Annotated in this window: 18 protein-coding genes; 8 read left to right on the top strand and 10 right to left on the bottom strand. The window is 69.1% G+C overall.

What is annotated here, in order from left to right; all coding sequences use genetic code 11:
- Positions 1–3 precede the first annotated feature (3 nt).
- The 4 genes from ATO4_RS01730 to ATO4_RS01715 all read right to left on the bottom strand — a co-directional run bounded on the left by ATO4_RS01730 (position 4) and on the right by ATO4_RS01715 (position 6,167).
- On the bottom strand, positions 4–915 hold the full coding sequence (locus ATO4_RS01730) for a DMT family transporter (protein WP_083589648.1): 912 nt from the start codon (positions 913–915) through the stop codon (positions 4–6).
- A 267-nt stretch (positions 916–1,182) separates the two neighbouring features.
- A complete protein-coding gene (locus ATO4_RS01725) occupies positions 1,183–1,761 on the bottom strand; it encodes a DUF1499 domain-containing protein (protein WP_176222817.1) in 579 nt (192 codons plus the stop codon).
- Positions 1,762–1,879: 118 nt separating this feature from the next.
- A complete protein-coding gene (locus tag ATO4_RS01720) occupies positions 1,880–5,347 on the bottom strand; it encodes a DEAD/DEAH box helicase (protein ID WP_083589646.1) in 3,468 nt (1,155 codons plus the stop codon).
- A 607-nt stretch (positions 5,348–5,954) separates the two neighbouring features.
- Complete coding sequence (locus ATO4_RS01715) at positions 5,955–6,167, bottom strand: cold-shock protein (RefSeq protein WP_083589645.1); 213 nt, start codon at positions 6,165–6,167, stop codon at positions 5,955–5,957.
- Between the two features lie 565 nt (positions 6,168–6,732).
- Between ATO4_RS01715 and ATO4_RS01710 the strand changes: the two genes are divergently transcribed.
- The 4 genes from ATO4_RS01710 to ATO4_RS01695 all read left to right on the top strand — a co-directional run bounded on the left by ATO4_RS01710 (position 6,733) and on the right by ATO4_RS01695 (position 10,310).
- Positions 6,733–7,680 carry a dihydrodipicolinate synthase family protein gene (locus ATO4_RS01710; RefSeq protein ID WP_083589644.1) on the top strand — a complete coding sequence of 316 codons (948 nt, stop codon included), beginning with the start codon at positions 6,733–6,735 and terminating at the stop codon, positions 7,678–7,680.
- On the top strand, positions 7,670–8,458 hold the full coding sequence (locus tag ATO4_RS01705) for an SDR family oxidoreductase (protein WP_083589643.1): 789 nt from the start codon (positions 7,670–7,672) through the stop codon (positions 8,456–8,458). Before ATO4_RS01710 ends, ATO4_RS01705 begins: the two co-directional genes overlap by 11 nt.
- A gap of 167 nt (positions 8,459–8,625) precedes the next feature.
- The gene (locus tag ATO4_RS01700; RefSeq protein WP_083589642.1) at positions 8,626–9,372 is read left to right on the top strand and encodes an aspartate/glutamate racemase family protein; all 747 of its coding nucleotides are present in this window, start codon (positions 8,626–8,628) and stop codon (positions 9,370–9,372) included.
- Positions 9,369–10,310: a polysaccharide deacetylase family protein gene (locus ATO4_RS01695; protein WP_083589641.1), complete on the top strand. Its 942-nt coding sequence runs from the start codon at positions 9,369–9,371 to the stop codon at positions 10,308–10,310. Before ATO4_RS01700 ends, ATO4_RS01695 begins: the two co-directional genes overlap by 4 nt.
- A gap of 91 nt (positions 10,311–10,401) precedes the next feature.
- On the opposite strand, the gene hutC is transcribed toward ATO4_RS01695, so the two are convergent.
- From hutC to ATO4_RS01665, 6 genes are all read right to left on the bottom strand, one after another.
- Entirely contained in the window at positions 10,402–11,148 is a 747-nt protein-coding gene (gene hutC, locus ATO4_RS01690; RefSeq protein WP_083589640.1) for a histidine utilization repressor, read from the bottom strand.
- A 46-nt stretch (positions 11,149–11,194) separates the two neighbouring features.
- Positions 11,195–12,037 (bottom strand): amino acid ABC transporter ATP-binding protein, encoded by an 843-nt coding sequence (locus tag ATO4_RS01685; RefSeq protein ID WP_083589639.1) that lies wholly within the window; start codon positions 12,035–12,037, stop codon positions 11,195–11,197.
- Complete coding sequence (locus tag ATO4_RS01680; RefSeq protein ID WP_083589638.1) at positions 12,034–12,702, bottom strand: amino acid ABC transporter permease; 669 nt, start codon at positions 12,700–12,702, stop codon at positions 12,034–12,036. The genes ATO4_RS01685 and ATO4_RS01680 overlap by 4 nt, the downstream gene beginning before the upstream one ends.
- The gene (locus ATO4_RS01675; RefSeq protein WP_083589637.1) at positions 12,699–13,340 is read right to left on the bottom strand and encodes an amino acid ABC transporter permease; all 642 of its coding nucleotides are present in this window, start codon (positions 13,338–13,340) and stop codon (positions 12,699–12,701) included. The genes ATO4_RS01680 and ATO4_RS01675 overlap by 4 nt, the downstream gene beginning before the upstream one ends.
- A 102-nt stretch (positions 13,341–13,442) precedes the next feature.
- Positions 13,443–14,279 (bottom strand): transporter substrate-binding domain-containing protein, encoded by an 837-nt coding sequence (locus tag ATO4_RS01670; protein WP_083589636.1) that lies wholly within the window; start codon positions 14,277–14,279, stop codon positions 13,443–13,445.
- Between the two features lie 361 nt (positions 14,280–14,640).
- Positions 14,641–15,402 carry an IclR family transcriptional regulator C-terminal domain-containing protein gene (locus ATO4_RS01665; protein ID WP_083589837.1) on the bottom strand — a complete coding sequence of 254 codons (762 nt, stop codon included), beginning with the start codon at positions 15,400–15,402 and terminating at the stop codon, positions 14,641–14,643.
- A gap of 161 nt (positions 15,403–15,563) precedes the next feature.
- Here ATO4_RS01665 and ATO4_RS01660 point away from each other — a divergent pair, with 161 nt between their 5' ends.
- The 4 genes from ATO4_RS01660 to ATO4_RS01645 all read left to right on the top strand — a co-directional run bounded on the left by ATO4_RS01660 (position 15,564) and on the right by ATO4_RS01645 (position 20,298).
- On the top strand, positions 15,564–16,271 hold the full coding sequence (locus ATO4_RS01660; RefSeq protein WP_083589635.1) for a 3-oxoacid CoA-transferase subunit A: 708 nt from the start codon (positions 15,564–15,566) through the stop codon (positions 16,269–16,271).
- Entirely contained in the window at positions 16,268–16,954 is a 687-nt protein-coding gene (locus ATO4_RS01655) for a 3-oxoacid CoA-transferase subunit B (protein WP_083589634.1), read from the top strand. Before ATO4_RS01660 ends, ATO4_RS01655 begins: the two co-directional genes overlap by 4 nt.
- The gene (pcaF, locus tag ATO4_RS01650) at positions 16,954–18,156 is read left to right on the top strand and encodes a 3-oxoadipyl-CoA thiolase (RefSeq protein WP_083589633.1); all 1,203 of its coding nucleotides are present in this window, start codon (positions 16,954–16,956) and stop codon (positions 18,154–18,156) included. Before ATO4_RS01655 ends, pcaF begins: the two co-directional genes overlap by 1 nt.
- A gap of 777 nt (positions 18,157–18,933) precedes the next feature.
- Complete coding sequence (locus ATO4_RS01645) at positions 18,934–20,298, top strand: nucleotide sugar dehydrogenase (protein ID WP_083589836.1); 1,365 nt, start codon at positions 18,934–18,936, stop codon at positions 20,296–20,298.
- The last annotated feature ends 4 nt before the right edge of the window (positions 20,299–20,302 follow it).

The following is a 20,302-nucleotide window of genomic DNA, read 5'->3' as shown; positions in this document are numbered from 1 at the left end:
GGCTCAGGCGTCGCGCGGGCCGGAGACTGGCTGCGACCGGCGGCCAAGGGCCGACAGCGGCACCAGTTCGACCGCCAGCATGGCGAGGAGGATCATCGCGCAGCCGAGATAGCCGATCGGCGCAATGCGTTCGGCAAGGAAGATGGCGCCGAAGAGGGCGGCGAAGAGGGCTTCGGAGGAGAGGAAGATCGAGGCCTGGGCCGGCGTCGTGTGGCTCTGGCCGAAGACCTGCAGGGTGAAGGCGAGGGCGGTGGCGAAGATGCCGCCATAGACGATCTCGGGGAGCGCCGCGGCGAAATCGCCGAGCGCCGGCGCCTCGAGGACGAGGGTTCCGACGGTGGCGCCCAGCGCCGTGACGGCGAACTGGACGAAGGACAACAGGAAGGGGCGGCCCGACGAGGCGGCGATGGTGCCGACCAGCATGATCTGCAGCGACCAGAACACCGCGGAGGCGATGGTCCACAGGTCGCCGGTGTTCAGCGCCGACAGGCTGCCGCCGCCGAGCAGCGCGATGCCGGCGAAGGACATCGCCGCTGCCGGCCAGACGACCCAATGCGGCATCTGCTTGAGGAGGACGAGCCCGAGGATCGGCGTCAGCACGACATAGAGGCCGGTGAGGAAGCCGGAATTGGTGACGGTCGTGGTGACGATGCCGATCTGCTGGGTGATCGCGGCGAGAAGCAGCGCTCCGCCGGTAAGGGCGAACCATCCGAGCATCGACAGGGGCAGGGCGACGGGCTGGCGCCGGGATTCCAGCGCCGCGAGCGGCGCGAGGGCGGCGGCGGCAAGCGCGAACTTCGCCGCGATGAAGGCCCAGGGGCTTAGGGCGTCCATCGCCGTCGACTGGGCGACGAAGCCCATGCCCCAGACGGCGCCGGCGACGAGCAGGAGGACATTGGCGCGAAGGCGGGTCAAGGACGATCCGGAGGGCGTGAGGGAGGATGGCGAGGCAGGCCCTCTTAGAGCATGATCCCGAAAAGTGGGAACCGGTTTTCGGGAAAGATCAGGCGCAAACGGGACGATAGAGCGAGATGATGAGCGGAGCTCATCTCATCCCGCTCTCGGAGACTTTGCCGCCGCCCGGAAGCCGCGATCCGTGAAGACGGGGGGAACGGCGCCGGCCGTTTTGCCGGGTCGCAGGCTCGGCGGCGGCTGCCCTCGGGCGTCGCTGCCCGCGAATGGCTATCGGAGCCCTGCGACCGTCGGCGCCGCGCCGCGTCCCGCGACGGACGCCGCGCCTTGGAGATCATCTGCGATCTGCCGCAGTCGCCGGCGGTTGGCGCCGAAGTCGCCTCTGCCGAGCAGCGAGCGGGAATAGAGCCGGAGCGTGGTTTCCCCGTCGCCGGCGCTCGATGCGCGGGCGTCGAGGGTATCCGGAAAGCCGAGGACCCGGCTGCGGAAGACGTAGCGGCGATAGAGGGGATCGAGATCCTCGTCGACCCGCTCGGCCGCCATCGCCGCCGCGACCGCGTCGAGCCGCCGCATCAGGACGGCGGGCGGCGTGCGAAAGGCCGGCAGGTCGAAGTCGGTCTCCTGGCTGCAGGTGCCGGGCGAGCAGGCGAGCGAATCATTTGCGACGGACCGGCGCGTCAGCGTCGTGAAATCCACCGGCCCCTGGTCGGCCGGACCGCCGACAAGGGTCCAGACCCGCCGCGGCCCCACGAGCGCAAAGCCTGCCGCGGCGATGGCGGCGACGCCGAGGACGCCGAACAGCAGCGACCGCCGGTTCGACGAAAGGGGAGATGACGGGCGTTGGGACATCGACGGGGCTCGCCTTCGAAGGTTGGGCTGAAACGCGGGCGGATGGGCGCGGTTCCGGCCGCGGGCGCATGTGGATCCCGAAGAGCGCCGGGAGGACGGCAAGCTGCGGCCGCAGCGGTCAGGCGTCGGCGAAGAGCATGGCGATGTCGTCCTCGGTGATCGACAGGGTCGGAGCACCGTCATGGTCGAAGATGCTTTCCGCCAGCGCCTGCTTGCGGACCTTCAGCATCTCGATCTTTTCCTCGATCGTCCCGACGGCGACCAGCTTGTGGACGAAGACCGGCTTGTCCTGGCCGATCCGGTGGGCCCGGTCGATGGCCTGGTTTTCCACCGCGGGGTTCCACCACGGGTCGTAGAGGATCACGGTGTCGGCCGCGGTGAGATTGAGGCCGACGCCGCCGGCCTTCAGGCTGACGAGGAACACCGGCACCGCGCCGTCCTGGAAGGCGACGACCTGGCTCTCGCGGTCCTTGGTGTCGCCCGTGAGGAGGGCATAGCGAACGCCCGCCGCATCGAGCAGCGGCCGGATCAGATCCAGCATCGAGGTGAATTGCGAGAAGATCAGGATCCGTCGTCCCTCGGCGAGGAGCTCGGTGACGATCTCCATCAGGCGGTCGAGCTTGGCCGATCCGGGGCGTCCCGCCGGCTTGCTGGCGAGCTTCACCAGCCGCGGATCGCAGCAGGCCTGGCGCATCTTCAACAAGGCGTCGAGAACCACGATCCGGCTGCGGGCAAGGCCCTTCTCGGCCAGCGCGGCGACGACCTTGTCGTGCATGGTGAGGCGAACGGATTCGTAGAGATCGCGCTGGGCGGACCCGAATTCGACCCGCTCGACGATCTCCGTCTTCGCCGGCAGGTCGGTCGCGACCTCGTCCTTGGTCCGGCGCAGCAGGAAGGGCTTCACCCGAGCGGCCAGCATCTTCGCCCTTGCGGTATCGCCGTTTCGCTCGATCGGCGCGCGCCAGGTCTGGTTGAAGCGCTTCAGGTCGCCGAGAAAGCCGGGGGCGACGAAGTGGAACAGCGACCACAATTCGCCGAGGTGGTTTTCGAGGGGCGTGCCGGTCAGGCAGAAGCGGTGGGACGACTTCAGCCGGTGGATGAGCTTCGTCGTCGCGGCATTCGGGTTCTTGATCGTCTGGGCTTCGTCCAAGAGGATCATGTGCCACTGGCGCTGGTCGAGCACCTCGTGGTCGCGGGCGATCAGGGGATAGGTCGTCAGCACCACGTCGCTTCCATCGATCTCGTCGAAGCGGGACTTGCGGTCGCTGCCCTGCAGGGTCAGGACCCGCAGATCGGGGCAGAACTTCTCCGCCTCGCGCCGCCAGTTGACCATCAGGCTCGTCGGGGCGATCACCAGCACCGGCGCGGCGAGGCGCCCGGCCGCCTTCTCGATGGCGATGAGGCCCAGCGCCTGGACGGTCTTGCCGAGCCCCATGTCGTCGGCGAGGATGCCGCCGAGGCCGGCATCGGCGAGGAAGCTCAGCCAGGCGATGCCCCTCGCCTGATAGGGCCGCAGCGTCGCCCGGAAGCTGTCGGGGAGTGCTACATCGGCAATGCCACCGGCCTCGCGCAACGCCGCACCGAGGGCGCGCACGCGCTCGCCGCCGGTCCAGGTCGCGCCCCTCAGCTCGTCGGCGGTTTCGAGGGCGGCGAGGGCCGCGGCGTCGAGGGCGGAGAATCGCAGGGGGCCCTTTCCGGACCCGCCGCCAAGGCCGCTCAACAGCAGCGACAGGGTTTCGATGATCGGGCGAAGGCGCTGGAACGGTAGCGACAGGTAGCGGCCGTCCGAGAGCGACAGATGGACGATCGTCTCGGCATCCAGCGCCGACGGGTCGTCGGTGGAAAGCATCCCCTCGGCCAGATAGGCGATCAGCGGCGCGACGAGGTCGATCCGCTCCCCGTCGACGACGACGCCGAGATCGAGTTCGAACCAGTCGATGCCGGAACTCTCCCGAATGTCGGCCTCGAAGGCGCCGCCGCTGCCGCGCAGGAGCTTGATCGGGAAGTCGTCGGCGATCTCGACACGCCACCCGGAGGATTCGAGCAGCGGCACGTCGTCATGGAGAAAATCCAGCCAGTCGAGTTCGCCGCCGTCGAGGCCGAGGTCGCCGCGATGTTCGGGCGGGACGGTGCGCCGAAGCTTCGTGAGCTTGACGAGGTCGGCGGCGGCGAGCGCCTCGAGGGCGCGCTTCTCGCGCTTTGCGTCGCGATGGATCTCGGCCGGCCGGTTGCCCTTCATCCGATCGACCACCCGCGCGCCTTCGCTGGCGGCGACATCGAAGTCGTCATACCGGAAGACCGGGCGAGCGATGGGGACGGTCTCGTGGAAGCCCCAGCCACCATGCAAGGGGTAGAAGCCGCCTGCGGCCGGCAGCCTGGCGCTCGTCAGCTTCAGGATCGGCAGGGGCGCACCGTCGACGACCAGCGGATCGTCGAGGATGGGCGGCGCGGCGCGGGCGATCGCCGTGCCCGAGCGGCGGAACTTCTCGCCGAGCAGCGCGACGGAAGCGGCGGGAACGGCCGGCGCTTCCAGCAGCAGGTTGACGACCGCCGGAGCGAGGCCGGTCTCGAGCTCGCCGATCCGGCCCTGGCACGGCCTGACATAGACCGGCGGGACGGCGTTGAGGAGCACAAGGTCGGCGGAGTCGAGCGACGCCGGATCGTCGCCCTCGGCGACGAGGGCGAGCCTTGGATGCAGCGAGGTCCTGCCGTCGCTCACCCATTCGATCCGGGCCTCGCGCGCCGGCCCGGGGCCGAGGACCGGGCCGTTGACGTCGCCCCAGCGGGCCCGGCCGGTTTCGAGGATGTCCGCGAGAACCGCCGGGCCGATTTCCGAGCGCAGGGCGCCGGCGACCCCCTCCGTGCGGTACTGGATCGTTTCGATGCGTCGCAGGATGGCGGCGTCGGCCGGCCGGACGAAGCGGGGCGGCTCGCTGAAACGAAACTTCGACCCGTCATAGTCGCTGACAGTCGCCGAAAAGGTGCCGTTCTTGAGAAGCCGCGCCGACTTGATTCTCAGGCCGAGGCGCGGCTGGAGCCCGCCGAACGGATCTGCGAAAAGGACATAGACCAGTCGCTTCTGGACGTTGGGCGGATAATCGTCGCTGGCCCGCTCCTCGGTCCGTGTCAGACGCTCGAACCAGTCGGCGACGTCCGGCGGCAGCGCGGCCTCGACCGCCGGTCGCGCCTTGCCGGACGTCGCGGGGTTGGCCGTCGCCGGTGGCGCGGGCGACGGGGGCGCCGCCGGGCCATCAGGGGCCGCCTCGCGTCGCAAGGCAGGGGCGCCGCTGGTCCGGGCGGCGAGAAGCGCGGCGGCGATGTGCTTGCAGTGCAAGCCGACGGGGCAGGTGCAGGAGCCGGTGACGCGCAATCGCCCCTGCGGCGTCCCGGAGACCTCGACCGTCTGGCTGTAGACTTGCCTGCCGCTTCCCTGGACTGTGGCCGTCAGGCTGCCTTCGCCCGTCCAGGAAAAAGCGATGACGTGGGCCTTGCGGTGATATGCCTCGGCCCTGAGAAACGTTGCCTCGTCGAACGCCCGCCTGACGTCGTCTCGCGAATAGGTCACCGCCTCGCCCGTCTGTTTCATCCGGTTCGCGAAGGTTTATGCGCCTCGTCCGTGATGGCAAGCGGGAACGGGTCTCGGACCGGACAGTCGCGGGTCCCGCCGCGGATGCGGTCCCGGAGGTTCAGGAAGATCCGCCAAGGGCGGCCGCTGGGCCAGAGCGGGATGATCGGCTGCCATCGACATCCCGCTCCATCTTGTTGTTGCCGCATGATCTTTCCCGAAAACCGCTTCCCACGTTCCGGGATCATGCTCCCAGCGGAGCTGGAATCCGGACGTCCCACTGGAGCCGCCCGATCCAACAGATCGGGCGAAACCGTGGCGGGTCGATGCAGGCGGCGCGGGACGAGCCGCGATCGATTCGGTGGTCGAAAGGGGGAGGTATCGGAGGCGGGCCCGTCGGCGACGGGGCGGCGGCTGCGCGCCTGTCATGGACAGGCCCGTCATGGCCGGATCAACCGGCGACGTCCGTCCCGCGAGCGAGAAAACCGGTCGATGTCACGACCGCGCGTCGGTGCAAACGCCGAAAAACCGCCTGCGCCTGTCGGTCGACGGCGAAGTCGGGCGACGGCAGAGACGGTTCGTCGAGATCAGCGCCGCGCGGCACCAGAGTGGCGCGCGGCGAGACGGATCAGGAGATGGTCGCGAGATTTTCCGCGGACATCTTGCCGGTCTTGCGATCGGCGACGAGCTCGTAGGAGACCTTCTGGCCGTCCTTGAGGCCGTTCAGGCCGGAGCGCTCGACAGCGCTGATGTGGACGAAGGCATCGCTGCCGCCGTTGTCGGGCGCGATGAAGCCGAAGCCCTTGTCAGCATTAAACCATTTTACGGTTCCCGTGGTCATGGGATACCCTTTCGCTAATATCTACGTGCAAGGTTCGCAGTATTGCTCGCCTCGATCAATCGATCATTCGAAGGAAATGGTAGGGTTCGGCGCCGTCAAAGCGTGACGCCCAGCAATTCATCCGTCCATCGACGGAGGACATATGCCACTTCTTTTTTTCCCATACAAGGTCCGCTGGTCATCATGGTGCGATGACAGGCGAAAAGAAGTGGCGCCGCGCGGCGGCGGATGGCGACGCTGCAGGCGATCGCGGCGCGCACACAAGTTTGAAGAGCCGGATGCACAATGCCGTGCATCGGCGCCGTGCATCGGCCGCGAGCCGCCGTCGGGGCGGCGATCTTCAGTTGCGGCCCCGCCTTGCGCCCCCGCAATGGGGCCTCCCTCGTTTCAGGACGGGACGGGAGGCGCGATCGGCAGCGGATGCCGAACCGGCGGCTCGACGCGCCGCCGGATGATCCGGTAGGAAACACGTTGCCGCCCGCCATCCGGCCGGGCAAGGACCGGCTCGCCCGACGTGCCCGCTGCCGGACCCGCAAGAGCCACGACGACGACCAGAAAGGGACCGATGTCCGCCCACCGTATCGACCGCCATTCGCGCGGCGTCTACATCATCGCCGCAACGCCCTTCACCGAGACCGGTGCGGTGGACGATGCGAGCCTCGACAGCCTTGTCGACTTCTATCTCGGCTGCGGCGTCACCGGCATGACCATCCTCGGCATCATGGGCGAGGCCAACAAGCTGACCGCCGAGGAGGCGCGGGGCGTCGCCAGCCGGATCCTCCGGCGGATCGACGGCCGCATCCCGGTCATCGTCGGCGTCTCCAGCCCCGGCCTCGACAATCTCGCCTCCCTCGCGCGCTTCGCCATGGACGAGGGAGCTGCCGGCGTCATGGTCGCGCCGACGCCGGGGCCGGCCGTCGAGGACCGGGTGCGCGGCTATTTCCATCAGGTCTGCGAGGCGCTGGGGCCGGACGTTCCGGTCTGCCTGCAGGACTATCCGCAGACCACCGGCGTGCCGATCTCGGCCGAGACGATCCTGACCCTGACGCGGGAATGCCCGCAGATCGTCATGCTGAAGCACGAGGATGCGCCGGGCCTTGCCAAGGTTTCGGCGGTGCGGGGCCGCTCCGGCACGGCCGACACGCCGCGCCTGTCGATCCTCTGCGGCAATGGCGGGCTGTATCTGCCGCAGGAGCTCGCACGCGGCGCCGACGGGGCGATGACGGGCTTTGCCTATCCGGAGATGCTGGTCGAGGTGGTGGACCTCCATCAGGCCGGTGACGCGGACCGGGCCGAGGACGTCTTCGACGCCTATCTGCCGATTTTGCGATACGAGCAGCAGCCGGGCACCGGCCTCGCCGTCCGCAAGGCCGTGCTGCATCACCGCGGCGCGATCGCCTGTGCGCGCACGCGGGCGCCGGGGCCGAAGCTGACGGCGACCGACCACGCCGAGCTGATGCGGCTGATCGCGCGGCTCGAGGACAAGGTGAAGGGGCTCTCCCATGGATCTTGAGATCGAAGGCCGGCGGGCGCTCGTCCTCGCCTCCTCGCGCGGGCTCGGCCTCGCCATCGCCGAGGCGCTCGCCGCAGAGGGCGCGAACGTCCTCCTGTGCGGGCGCAGCGCCGAGAAACTGCGGGACAATGTCGAGGCGATCAACGCCAGGGGGCGCGGCAGGGCGGACTTCGTCGCCGCCGACCTCGCCGATGCCGGCTTCGTCGACCTGATGCTCGAGACGGCCGATGCGAAACTCGGCGGCATCGACATCCTCGTCAACAACACCGGCGGGCCGCCGCCGGGCGGGGCGGCGGACCTCTCCGTCGGGGTGCTGGAAAGCCAGTTCCAGATGATGGTGACGCGAGTCATCGACCTCTCGACCCGCGCATTGCCGGCCATGCGGCAGGCCGGCTTCGGCCGCATCCTGACGGTCGGCTCCTCGGGCGTGATCCAGCCGATCCCCAATCTCGCCTATTCCAACACGCTGCGCTCGGCGCTCGTCGGCTGGACGAAGTCGCTGGCGAACGAGGTCGCCGCCGACGGCGTCACCGTCAACATGCTGCTGCCCGGCCGCATCCAGACCGAGCGGGTCGACGAGCTCGACGCGGCCAATGCCAAGCGGACCGGCAAGCCGGTCGAGGCGATCCGGGAGGCGGCGCGCCTGTCGATCCCGGCCCAGCGCTACGGCGAGGCGGAAGAGTTCGCCGCGGTGGCCGCGTTCCTCGTCAGTGCGAGGGCCGGCTATGTCACCGGCAGCCTGATCCGCTGCGACGGCGGGGCGATCCGCTCGGTCTAGGAGGCGGGGCGGCAGCGGGGCCGGGCGGGGCTGTTTCCGCACTGCGGCAGCTTGCCTCGCAGGGGTTTTGGCGCATGATCGGACAGGAACCGGTCATGCGCCCCGACGCGGCGAGAGGGACCGATCGCTTGCCGGATGACCGGCATCCGGACGCTAGAGGAGAGCCGATGCCCCAGATCCTGATCGCCAATCCCAACATGTCGGCCTCCGTGACCGAGCTGCTGCTCGCCTCCGGGCGCAAGGTCGCCTCGCCCCTGACGGAACTCGTCGGGCTGACGGCGCCGCGTGGCTTCCCGTATCTGTCGAACCGGGTGGAAGAGCTGATCGGCGGAGCGATCTGCCTGGAGATGCTCGCCGAACACGGCCCGTCCTGCGACGCCGCGATCATCGCCGCCTTCAGCGATCCCGGTATCCTGGCGGCGCGGCAGCTGTTCGATTTTCCGGTGATCGGCATGTCGGAAGCCGCGATGCTGACGGCCTGCATGCTGGGGCGGCGGTTCGCCATCGTGACCTTCGCGACGGACCTCGGCGACTGGTATCACGACTGCGTCGCCCTGCATGGCATGACCGGGCGCCTCGCCGCGATCGTCGCCAACGACGAGCCCTTCGCCGATCTGGCGACGGTCCAGCAGGAACATGAAGAGCGGCTGGTGACGCTGGCGCTGCGCGCCGTCGAGGCGGGCGCCGACGTGATCATTCTCGGCGGGGCGCCGCTGGCGGGGCTTGCCGCCCGGGTCGCCCACCGCATCCCGGTGCCGGTGGTCGATCCGATCGCGGCGGCGGTGCGGCAGGCCGAGACGGTCCTGGCGCTGGGGGCGACCAAGCCGACGGCGGGAGCGTTCCAGCGGCCGGCCGCCAAGCCGGCGAAGGGCCTTTCGCCGGCCCTTGCGGCGCGGCTGGAGCATCGGGCGTGAGCGCCGCCCCGGACCGCCGCGACTTCGCCGGCTCGAGGCACAATCCCCCCGCCGTCGCCTGGCCGAACGGGGCGAAGGTAGCGGTGTCGCTGGTCGTCAATGTCGAGGAGGGGGCCGAACTCTCGGTCGCCGACGGCGACGAGCGCAACGAGCCGATCTACGAGGTGGTCGACGATGTCGGGCGACAGCCCGATCCCTGCCTCGAAAGCCACTACGGATACGGCCCGCGAGCCGGCTATGACCGCATCGCCGGGCTCCTCGACGACCATGGGGTCCGCGCGACCTTCTCGACCTGCGGCCGGGCGGCGGAGCGCTCGCCCTTTCTGATCCGCGACGCGGCCGCGCGTGGTCACGAGATTTCCGCCCATGGCTGGCGCTGGGAGCGTCACGCCGGCATGGCGGAGGAGGCGGAGCGGGCGATCATCGCAAAGACGCACCGGCGGCTCGCCGAGATCGCCGGGCGGGCGCCCGTCGGCTGGCACACCCGCTCGGCATCCTCGGTGAACACCCGCCGGCTCCTCGTCGAGCATGGCGGCTTCCTCTACGATTCCGACGCCTATGACGACGACATGCCCTATCTCGCCAGCGTCGGCGGGCGGGAGCATGTGGTGATGCCCTATGCCTTCGACACCAACGACATGCGCTTCCAGCCCGGTGGCGCCTTCGTTCGGGCCGCCGACTTTTCCGGCTACTGCCTCGACGCCTTCGAGCGGCTGCGCAAGGAGGGCCGCAAGGCCCCGCGGATGCTGTCGATCGGGCTGCATCTGCGGATCATCGGCCGGCCGGCGCGGATCGCCGGGCTCGAGGCCCTGCTGGAGGGGCTGGCGGCCTCGGGCGAGGCGTGGATCGCGACGCGGGCGGAGATCGCCGCGCACTGGCGCGCGGCCGTCGGGCTGCCGGCGTTCGTGCCGGTGGAGGGCGCCTCGACGGTGGCGTGATGCGGGCGCTTCCGGTGTTGCCGGCCGACATTGCATCGGCGCTGTCGCCATGGGCCTCTGGGCAAAGACGCTGGCGCCGGACCTGCCGGTCTCAGCCGGATGTGGGGGCGAAGCGCGCGACCATTTCGTGGCTCTCGCCCGGATAGGTCAGGCGGACATGGGTGATCGGCCGGTCCTGGTCCCAGGTCCGCCGCTCGATCACCAGGCAGGGGGTGCCGGCGTCGATGCGCAGCGTCGCGGCTTCCTGCGGGCTCGCCGCGGCGGCGCGGATCCGGTGCTCGGCGCTGGACCAGGGGATGCGCGACACGAGCCAGGCGCCCGGCGACTGCCTGGCGAAATCGGCGGAGGCCGCCTCCGGCACCGCGTCGAGATTGATGATCCGCTGTTCGAGGCAGAAGGGCTGGCCCGCCGCGTCGTGGCGGCAGACGATGTCGAGGAGGCGGGCGCCTGGGGACAGGTCGAGCCGGCCGTCGTCGGCCGTCGCGACCTCCCGAACCGTGCGGCGCAGGATCTCGAACCCGTAGGCGAGACCCAGCGCCTCGACCTCGCTGCGGATGTCGACGATCTGCAGGACCGCCGAATGGGAGTTCGGCCGGCGCACGAAGCTGCCGGCCTTGCGCCGCCGCTCGATCAGCCCGGCCGAGGCGAGCTGGGTCAGCACCTTGTTGACGGTCATGCGCGAGCAGCCGTAGCGCAGCGCCAGATCCTCCTCGAACGGGATCTGGGTGCCCGGCGGCCATTCGCCGGAGAGGATCCGGCCTTCGAGCTCGGCGCGGATCGTCTGGTGCAGGGAGCGCCGGCCAGGCTCCGGGCGCTGCGACGAGGGGGCTGCGACCATCAGCGAAGGCCCGGTTCGCCGGAAGGATCGGCAGGCATGGCTCTGGTCACAGGAGCGCCGCGGCGCCGCGGTCGAGATAGGTCTCGAGGAACTGGGCGAGGCGGGGATGGCGCGGCTCGCCGAAGACCTCGCGGGGAGAGCCGTTGAGGAGCAGCCGGCCGTGGTCGAGGAAGGCGATGCGCTGGCCGACCGAGGCGGCAAAGCCGATCTCGTGGGTGACGACCAGAAGCGTCATGCCGGAGGCCGCGAGATCCCGCATGACGTTCAGCACCTCGCCGGTCAGCTCGGGATCGAGCGAGGCGGTCGGCTCGTCGAACAAGAGGATCTCCGGATCGAGCGCCAGGGCCCGGGCGATGGCGACGCGCTGCTGCTGGCCGCCGGAGAGTTCGGACGGGTAGTGCTTCGCCCGGTTCTCGAGGCCGACGCGGCGAAGCTGCGCCATGCCACGCGCCTCGGCGTCGCTTCGCTTCATCCGGCGCACCGTCACCAGCGCCTCGCAGACATTGCCGAGCGCCGTCATGTGGGGCCACAGGTTGAACTGCTGGAACACCATGCCGATGCGCGAGCGCACCTCGCGGATGGTCTGCGGCGAGAGGCGGGTGCGCTGGCCGTTCGGCGCTTCGGCAAAGCCGAGGGGATCGCCATGGATCGCAATCGTGCCGGTGGTCGCCTCCTCCAGGAAGGCGATGCAGCGCAGGAGCGTCGACTTGCCGGAGCCCGAGGGGCCGATCAGGCAGGTGGTCGCGCCGGCGGGGACGGTGAGGTCGATGCCCTGCAGGACCTCGGTCTCGCCGAAGCGCTTGGTGACGCCCTTCACCAGAACCGCCGGGGTGGCGGTGTCCGGAGCGGCTTGCGCGGCCGGGGTCGGGGCGAGAGGGGCGTTACTCATGGCACGGCGAACCTGAACTTGGAGAGCCGGGCCTCGGCGAGGCGGCCGAGATAGCCGCAGATCTCGACGAGGACCCAGTAGAAGATCGCCAGGAGGAACATCGCCTCGACGAAGGCATATTGCTGCGAGCCGATGGCGCTGATCACGCCGGTCATCTCCGGCACGGTGATGATCGAGAGGATCGCCGTTTCCTTGATCAGGATGATCGCCATGTTCACGCATTGCGGCAGGACGAGCATCGTCATTTCCGGCAGGAGGATGCGCCGCAGGATCTGGCCGCGCGACAGCCCGACGCATTGCGCCGCCTCGACATGGCCCCTGGGAACCGCCTGGAAGCCGGCCCGGAAGATCTCGGAGAAATAGGCCGAGGCATAGATGGTGAGGCCGATCAGCCCGGCCGGGATCGGCTCGAGCCGGAGACCGATGAAGGGCCCGCCGAAATACAGGAGGAACAGCTGGACGAGGAACGGCGTGCCGCGCAGCACCTCGACATAGAGCTTCAGCAGCCAGTCGAGGGGCGCCGGGCCGTAGCGGCGGGCGCTCGCGACGAGAAAGCCGAGGCCCCCGCCGAGGATGGTCGCGACGAGCCAGGCCCAGATCGTCACCCAGAGGCCGGCGAGGATCTCCGGCATCTTGTCGGCCATCAGCGCGAAATCGAGGCTCATGTGCGGCCGGCCTTCGTCATCCGCTCGACGATGCTGCCGCCGCCGGCGACGGTCCAGCAGATGACGAGATAGAGGCCGCCGGCGACCGAATAGAACAGCAGCGGCTTGTAGGTGCTGGCGGCGAGATTCTGGGCCATGCGGGTCAATTCGATGACGCCGACGATGGAGATCAGCGAGGAGGCCTTGAGGATCAGGATCGCCTCGTTGACGAGGGCGGGCAGAGTGAGCCGGAGGGCGATCGGCGCGCGGATGCGGCGCAGCTGCTGGAAGGGCGAGAGGCCGACCATCTCGGCCGCCTCGATGAGGCCCCTCGGCACGCTGTTGAAGCCGCCGCGCAGGTTCTCGGCCTGGTAGGCGGCGGTGCAGAGCGACAGGCCGACGACGGCGGCGACGACGCTCGGCACCATGATGCCGATCGCCGGCAGGAGATTGTAGATCAGAAGCAGCTGGACCAGCAGCGGCACGCCGCGGAAGAAGCTGATGAACAGCGTCGCGGGGAGCGACAGCGCCTTTTTGGGGGAGAGCTTGGCGGCGCAGACGAACAACCCGAGCCCGAGGCCGATGACGATCGAGATGCCGCTGAGAAGCACGGTGTAGCCGGCCGCCCAGAGCATCAGCTCGAACAATCTCCAGGACATCGCCCGCCTTCTTCGTCACGCAGGGTCGAGAAGCTCCGCGCGGCGCTGCGCGCGGATCTCCTTCACTCGGGGACCGGCTTCACAGAGGGATCGGCCGGGCCGTCAGACCTTGGGCTCGGGAACCTCGTTCGGCGTCTCGAAGGTGGTGCCGAACCACTTTTCCTGGAGCTTGGTCATGCGGCCGTCCTGCTTGATCTTGATGATCGCGGCGTCCACGGCGTCGAGCAGCGACTGGTCCTCGGGCTTCTTGGTGCCGATGTAGCCGAAATAGCTCGGCTGGCCGAAGGCCGGCTTCACCACCGCGAAGACGTCGGGCTGGGTCTGGGCGACATAGGCGATGTTGGGCAGCGAGTTCGCCACCGCCACGATGCGGCCGGCGGCGAGATCGGCATAAGCCTCGTTGAAGCCGACATATTCGCGGGTCTCGATGCCGCCCGGCAGGGTCTCGCCGTAGGCCTGGACCTGGGCGAGCTGGGCCGTCGCCTTGCCGGCGCCGACGAGTTTGCCGGCGATGTCCTCCGGCTTCTGGATCGAATCGTCGCCGGCCTGCTTCAGGAGGGCGACGGTCGCCTCGGCGATCGGCGACAGGAAGCGGTAGCGCTCGACCCGGGCCTTGGTGATGGTGGCGGGGCCGGCGACCATGTCGAACTGGCCGGCCTCGAGACCCGGCAGGACGCCGTCCCAGGGCAGCGTCACCCAGTCGATCTCGACGCCCATCTCCTTGCCGATCTCGGTGAACAGATCGACGTTGAGGCCGGCATGGGCGCCCGCCTCGTCGATGAAGTCGAAGGGGGCGAAGGCCGTCTCGGTGCCGACCTTCATCGAACCCGCCGCCTTGACGCGGGCCAGCGCATCCTCGGCATGGGCGGCCACGGGAGCTGCAAGCGGCAGCGCGAGGGCCAGCGAAAGCATCGCCTTCATCAGGAAGCGTTTGTTCATCCCATGTCTCCGTCCGAGGAACCGCGCCACGCCCCTGTCGGCCGCGACGATTAAGTCTAGACATAATGAAGTCGGGTTGCTTCAGAATGTCAACATTTGAGCAGAAGCGAAAGAGCGAAAATTTTGGTCAGCAGGGCCGGTGGGCGTGAAACCTGCGGCGAGCGGTGGGGGTCCCAGCGATCGAAAGGGCCGAAGCGGTTTCAGCGATGGCTCGCGCGCGCCGCCATGGGCCGAATGCGTCTGCACGGTTGGCCCGGAGACCGGGTCTGCGGCGGGAAAAATTCGATATCGTGCAGAGGTTTGCGGCGGATATTTCCAGTATCGGACGAGGAGCGCGAAGGCCTGTGGCGACGCGAGCGGCCTAGTGGAGCACCCGCCGCAGTCCCTCCTGGACCTTGAGAAGCGCCGGCAGATAGTCGCGAGCGAGATCCTCGGGCCCCGCCTGGACCGCGGCGACGCCGGTGTTCAGCGCCGCCACCGTGCGGCCGCGGGCGTCGAGGACCGGAACGGCGATCGAGCGCAGGCCGATCTCCACTTCCTGGTCGATGATCGCGTGGCCCTGTTCGCGCACCCGTGCCAGCTCCGCCATGATCTCGGCGGGGGTGGTCAGCGAGCGGACGGTGCGGGGTGTCAGGTCGGCCCTCTCGACCAGCGCCCGCGCCTCGTTCATGGGAAGGGCGGCGAGCAGCACCCGGCCGAGGGAGGTGGCGTGCGCCGGCAGGCGCGAACCGGGCATCAGCCCGACCGCCATCACCCGCTTCTGCGCGGCGCGGGCGATATAGACCACCTCGGTCTCGTCGAGGATCGCCACGGAGGTGGACTGGCCGATCTGCTCGGACAGCTGGTCGAGCCAAGGCTGGACGATCTGCGGCAAAGGCAGGGTCGCCAGCGCCCCCATGCCGAGGCGCAGGATTCGCGGCGTCAGCGAGAAGAACTTGCCGTCGTAGTCGGCATAGCCGAGGGCATTGAGCGTCAACAGGCAGCGCCGGGCGGTCGCCCGGTCGAGCCCCGTCGCCTTTGCCACGTCGACGACGGCGAGCCGCGGCCGCTCCGCCCGGAACGCCTCGATGACCTTCAGCCCCTTGGCGAGGGAGGCGACGAAATCGGTGGGTTTGTTCAACATGCGCACCAGTTTGCCCATGATGTGAACAACGATCAACATGCGCCCCACGCGCCATGGCGCGGCGAGGGCGAGGGCGGTAATTCCAGCGGGTGCACTCCGTTCGCCGGCCGCGCCGACGCAGCCGGCCGGGTGGTGCCAAGGATCGGAAGGAGGACCCCCGCGTGAACAAAGGCTTCGCGACGACGGCAGAAGCCGTCGCCGACATCCTCGACGGCGCGACCGTGATGATCGGCGGCTTCGGCGGCTCCGGCGCGCCGATCGAGCTGATCCATGCGCTGATCGACGCCGGGCCGAAGAACCTCACGGTGATCAACAACAATGCCGGCAACGGCCATGTGGGCCTTGCGGCGATGATCGAGCAGGGGATGGTCGCCCGGCTGATCTGCTCCTTCCCCAAGAGCAAGGATCCGAAGGCGTTCACCGACCGCTATCTCGCTGGCGAGATCGAGCTCGAACTGGTGCCGCAGGGAACGCTCGCCGAGCGCATCCGGGCCGGCGGAGCGGGCATTCCCGCCTTCTATACGCCGACCGCCTACGGCACCGAGCTCGGCGAAAACAAGCCGACGGCCGAGTTCGACGGCAAGCCCTATGTCCAGGAGCGCTGGCTGAAGGCCGACTTCGCGCTGGTCAAGGCCGAGCTGGGCGACCCCTACGGCAATCTCACCTACCGGCTGGCGGCCCGCAACTTCAATCCCTTGATGGCAACCGCGGCGGCCACGACCATCGCCCAGGTGAGCCGGCTGGTTCCGGCCGGCGGCATCGATCCGGAAGCCGTCGTCACCCCCGGCATCTTCGTCAACCGGCTGGTCGAGGTTCCGAATCCCCAGCAGGAAGAAGTCCTGAACCAGGCGGAGGCGCGCTACCCATGAATATCCAGGGACAGCTCAACCAGGAACAGATCGCCTGGCGCGCCGCGCAGGACATCGAGGACGGCGCCTATGTCAATCTCGGCATCGGGTTTCCGGAAAAGGTCGCGGCCTACACGATCGAGGGCCGCGAGCCGATCTTCCACACCGAGAACGGCGTCCTCGGCTTCGGCCGCGCGCCGGAGAAGGGCGAGGAGGACTGGGACCTTATCAATGCCGGCAAGAAGGCGATCACCCTGAAGCCGGGTGCCGCCTTCTTCGACCATGCGACGAGCTTCGCGATGATCCGCGGCGGCCATCTCGACGTCGCCATTCTCGGCGCGCTGCAGGTCGCCGAAAACGGCGACCTCGCCAACTGGCGGGTGGGCGACAAGGGCGTGCCGGCGGTCGGCGGGGCGATGGACCTCGTCAACGGGGCGAAGCGCGTCGCCGTCCTCACCGATCACGTCACCCGCGACGGCAAGCCGAAGCTGGTCGAGGCCTGCAGCTTCCCGCTGACCGGCGTCGGCTGCGTCACACGGGTCTATACGTCCCTGGCGGTGATCGACGTCGACATCGCCCATCAGCGGTTTGTGCTCGTCGAAAAACTGCCCCATCTGTCGATGGACGATCTTCAATCGGTGACCGGCGCGAAGCTCCATGTCGAGGGCGGCGTCGGCGATCTAGAGGTTCCGGAGCTTTCCTGATGCGCGATGCCTTCATCTGCGACTATGTCCGCACGCCGATCGGCCGCTACGGCGGAGCGCTCGCCGGGATCCGCGCCGACGATCTCGGAGCGCTGCCGATCCGGGCGCTGACCAAGCGCCACGACATCGACTGGACCGCCGTCGAGGAGGTCTATTACGGCTGCGCCAACCAGGCCGGCGAGGACAACCGCAACGTCGCCCGCATGGCGGCGCTGCTGGCCGGCCTGCCGGAGAGCGTGCCGGGGACGACGATCAACCGCCTCTGTGGCTCCGGCATGGACGCGATCATCCAGGCGGCCCGGGCGATCAAGGCGGGCGAACTCGACCTCGCCATCGCCGGCGGCGTCGAATCCATGTCGCGGGCGCCCTTCGTCATGGGCAAGGCGGAGACCGCGTTCAGCCGCTCCGCCGAGATCTACGACACGACGATCGGCTGGCGCTTCGTCAATCCGCTGATGAAGCAGCAGTACGGCATCGATTCGATGCCCGAGACCGGCGAGAACGTCGCCGAGGACTTTTCGGTCAGCCGCGAGGATCAGGACCTCTTTGCCCTCCGCTCCCAGCAGAAGGCGGCGAAGGCGATGGCGAGCGGCCGTTTCGCCCGGGAGATCGTCCCGGTCGAGATCGCCCAGCGCCGGGGCGATCCGAAGGTCGTCGACACCGACGAGCATCCGCGCGCCGACACGACGCTGGAGGCGCTGGCCAAGCTGAAGGCGCCGTTCCGCGACGGCGGCTCGGTGACGGCCGGCAACGCCAGCGGCGTCAATGACGGCGCGGCGGCGCTGATCGTCGCCTCCGAAGCCGCCGTAAAGGCCCACGGCCTGACGCCGATCGCCCGGATCATGGGCGGCGCGACGGCCGGCGTTGCCCCGCGCATCATGGGCTTCGGCCCGGCCCCGGCCTCCAGGAAGCTGATGGCGCGGCTGGGGCTGTCGGTGGAGGAATTCGACGTCATCGAGCTGAACGAGGCCTTCGCCTCCCAGGGCCTCGCGACCCTGCGCGATCTCGGCATCGCCGACGACGACGCGCGGGTAAACCCGAACGGCGGCGCCATCGCCCTCGGCCATCCCCTCGGCATGTCCGGCGCCCGCATCGCCGGCACGGCGGCGCTGGAGCTTCAGCTCACCGGCAAGGGCAGGGCGCTTGCCACCATGTGCATCGGCGTCGGGCAGGGGATCGCCATCGCGCTCGAGCGGGCGTGAGGGCAGGGGCGACCGCGTTGCTGCGGGGTCGTCCCAACGCGTCATCCTGGGGCCAGGCCCTGCAGCATCGGCGCCGGCGTTGCGGCCGGCATCCGGCGCGACGAACCGACGTCGCAGGATGGAGAGAACCACCACCGCGTCGTCATCCCGGCCCCCGAGCCGGGATCCAGTCCAAATCGTCGACGCCGTTGCGCTCGCGGCTGGCCGACAGATTGTTCGTTCTGAAGCGAAAGGCCGTTCCAATGTCGAGGAATGGATCCCGGCTCGGGGGCCGGGATGACGACGCTTCCAGCTCTGCGTCCGTTCTTCCATGCCGATGTCGGGTGGCATGGACGACTGCCGACGCAGCCGGACGAGACGTGTGAATCTTGTCGGGCCCCGTCGTCCCGAGAATCCAGGGGCAGCCGCCGCAAGATCCCCGCCTCCGCCTTCTGCAGCTGAAACGAAATGCGCCCGACGATCCCTGGATTCTCGGGACGGGGTCCGAGAATGGCGAAGCGCTGGGATTCGCGGCCTCTCGTCGCCGCCGGCGCCCTTGGTGAAACGTCCCTGGCGTGGCGGTGGCACGCCGCGTCATCCTGCAGTGAAGGGACCGGGGATGACGAGGTTCAACCCGGCCCGGCCGGATTCATCCGATGAGGCAGGCACCCCCCGCGACCGCCTTCAATCCCCTCCGACATCGGCCATCCGTCGCGACGCCCTTGCAGGCGGCCACCCGATTGCGCCAGTGAGGGGGAAATTCGTCCCACCGGACGAGTGCTTGCTGGGGTCATGCCGATGCAGACGGAAGAATCTCCCGAGTTCGAAGCCCTGGCCGCGGCCTTCGTCGGTCGGGTCGGAAGGCGTGAGGCGGCGGTCGGGATCATCGGTCTCGGCTATGTCGGCCTGCCGCTGCTGCTCGCCTTCCACGCCAGCGGCTTTCGCACCTTCGGCTTCGACATCGATCCGGAGAAGATCGCCCGGCTGGAGGCGGGCGAGAGCTACATCCACCACATCGCGCCGGAGCGGATCGCGGCGCTGGTCGCCTCCGGCCGCTCGGTGCTGACGACGGATTATTCCCGCCTGTCGGACGTCGACGCGATCGTCATCTGCGTGCCGACGCCGCTGACCACCTATCGCGACCCCGACATGAGCTTCGTCACGGCCACGGCCACGGCGATCGCGCCGCATCTGGCGACCGGCCATCTGGTGACGCTGGAATCCACCACCTATCCGATGACCAGCGAGGATCTCCTCGCCGCGATCCTCGAGCGCGGGTCTGGCCTGAAGCAGGGCAGGGACTTTGCCATCGCCTATTCGCCCGAGCGCGAGGACCCCGGCAATCCCGACTTCGACGCAACCACCATCCCGAAGGTCGTCGGCGCCGATTCGAAGGCCGCCGGCGACATGGCGGAGGCGCTCTATGCGGCGGTGTCGCAGAGGGTCGTGCGCGTCCCCTCGATGCGCACCGCCGAGGCCGTGAAGCTGACCGAGAACGTCTTTCGCGCCGTCAACATCGCCCTCGTCAACGAGCTGAAGGTGATCTTCGACAAGATGGGCATCGACGTTTTCGAGGTGATCGACGCGGCCAAGACCAAGCCCTTCGGCTTCATGCCCTTCTATCCGGGCCCCGGCATCGGCGGCCACTGCATCCCGGTCGATCCGTTCTATCTGACCTGGAAGGCGCGGGAGTTCGGCATCCACACCCGCTTCATCGAGCTCGCCGGCGAAATCAACTCGGGCATGCCGCAATGGGTGGTCGCCCGGCTCGTCGAGGCCCTGTCGGACCGGCTCGGCAAGCCGATCCGCGGCGCCCGCATCCTCGTCGTCGGCCTCGCCTACAAGAAGAACGTCGACGACGTGCGCGAGAGCCCGTCCCTCGTCCTGATGGAGATGCTGGAGGAGCGCGGCGCGATCATCGACTACCACGACCCCTTCGTGCCGGTGATGCGACGGACCCGCAAGCACGGCGAATTCGAGGGGCGTCGCTCGATCGCGTGGAGCCGGACCGCTCTGGAGCGCTACGACGCGGCGCTGATCGCCACGGACCACGACGCGGTCGACATCCAGATGCTGGTCGAGACCGTGCCGCTGGTCGTCGACAGCCGCGGCGCGACGCGCAAGCTGTCGCCCGAGCTGCAGGCGCGGGTCGTCAGGGCCTGAGGGG

It is taken from the genome of Aurantimonas sp. 22II-16-19i (genome assembly GCF_002088275.1).
In the GTDB taxonomy this organism is placed as follows: Bacteria; Pseudomonadota; Alphaproteobacteria; order Rhizobiales; family Rhizobiaceae; genus Jiella.
Note: the sequence above shows the minus strand (reverse complement) of the source record. Positions and strands in the feature narration are given on the sequence as shown.

Bases quoted from the DNA above. Each gene is read 5' to 3' on its own strand.
- pcaF (WP_083589633.1), top strand. From the start codon at position 16,954: ATGCGCGATGCCTTCATCTGCGACTATGTCCGCACGCCGATCGGCCGC.
- ATO4_RS01710 (WP_083589644.1), top strand. From the start codon at position 6,733: ATGTCCGCCCACCGTATCGACCGCCATTCGCGCGGCGTCTACATCATC.
- ATO4_RS01705 (WP_083589643.1), top strand. From the start codon at position 7,670: ATGGATCTTGAGATCGAAGGCCGGCGGGCGCTCGTCCTCGCCTCCTCG.
- ATO4_RS01685 (WP_083589639.1), bottom strand. From the start codon at position 12,037: ATGAGTAACGCCCCTCTCGCCCCGACCCCGGCCGCGCAAGCCGCTCCG.
- ATO4_RS01725 (WP_176222817.1), bottom strand. From the start codon at position 1,761: ATGTCCCAACGCCCGTCATCTCCCCTTTCGTCGAACCGGCGGTCGCTG.
- ATO4_RS01645 (WP_083589836.1), top strand. From the start codon at position 18,934: ATGCAGACGGAAGAATCTCCCGAGTTCGAAGCCCTGGCCGCGGCCTTC.
- ATO4_RS01655 (WP_083589634.1), top strand. From the start codon at position 16,268: ATGAATATCCAGGGACAGCTCAACCAGGAACAGATCGCCTGGCGCGCC.
- ATO4_RS01675 (WP_083589637.1), bottom strand. From the start codon at position 13,340: ATGTCCTGGAGATTGTTCGAGCTGATGCTCTGGGCGGCCGGCTACACC.
- ATO4_RS01715 (WP_083589645.1), bottom strand. From the start codon at position 6,167: ATGACCACGGGAACCGTAAAATGGTTTAATGCTGACAAGGGCTTCGGC.
- ATO4_RS01720 (WP_083589646.1), bottom strand. From the start codon at position 5,347: ATGAAACAGACGGGCGAGGCGGTGACCTATTCGCGAGACGACGTCAGG.
- ATO4_RS01700 (WP_083589642.1), top strand. From the start codon at position 8,626: ATGCCCCAGATCCTGATCGCCAATCCCAACATGTCGGCCTCCGTGACC.
- ATO4_RS01680 (WP_083589638.1), bottom strand. From the start codon at position 12,702: ATGAGCCTCGATTTCGCGCTGATGGCCGACAAGATGCCGGAGATCCTC.
- ATO4_RS01670 (WP_083589636.1), bottom strand. From the start codon at position 14,279: ATGAACAAACGCTTCCTGATGAAGGCGATGCTTTCGCTGGCCCTCGCG.
- hutC (WP_083589640.1), bottom strand. From the start codon at position 11,148: ATGGTCGCAGCCCCCTCGTCGCAGCGCCCGGAGCCTGGCCGGCGCTCC.
- ATO4_RS01665 (WP_083589837.1), bottom strand. From the start codon at position 15,402: ATGTTGAACAAACCCACCGATTTCGTCGCCTCCCTCGCCAAGGGGCTG.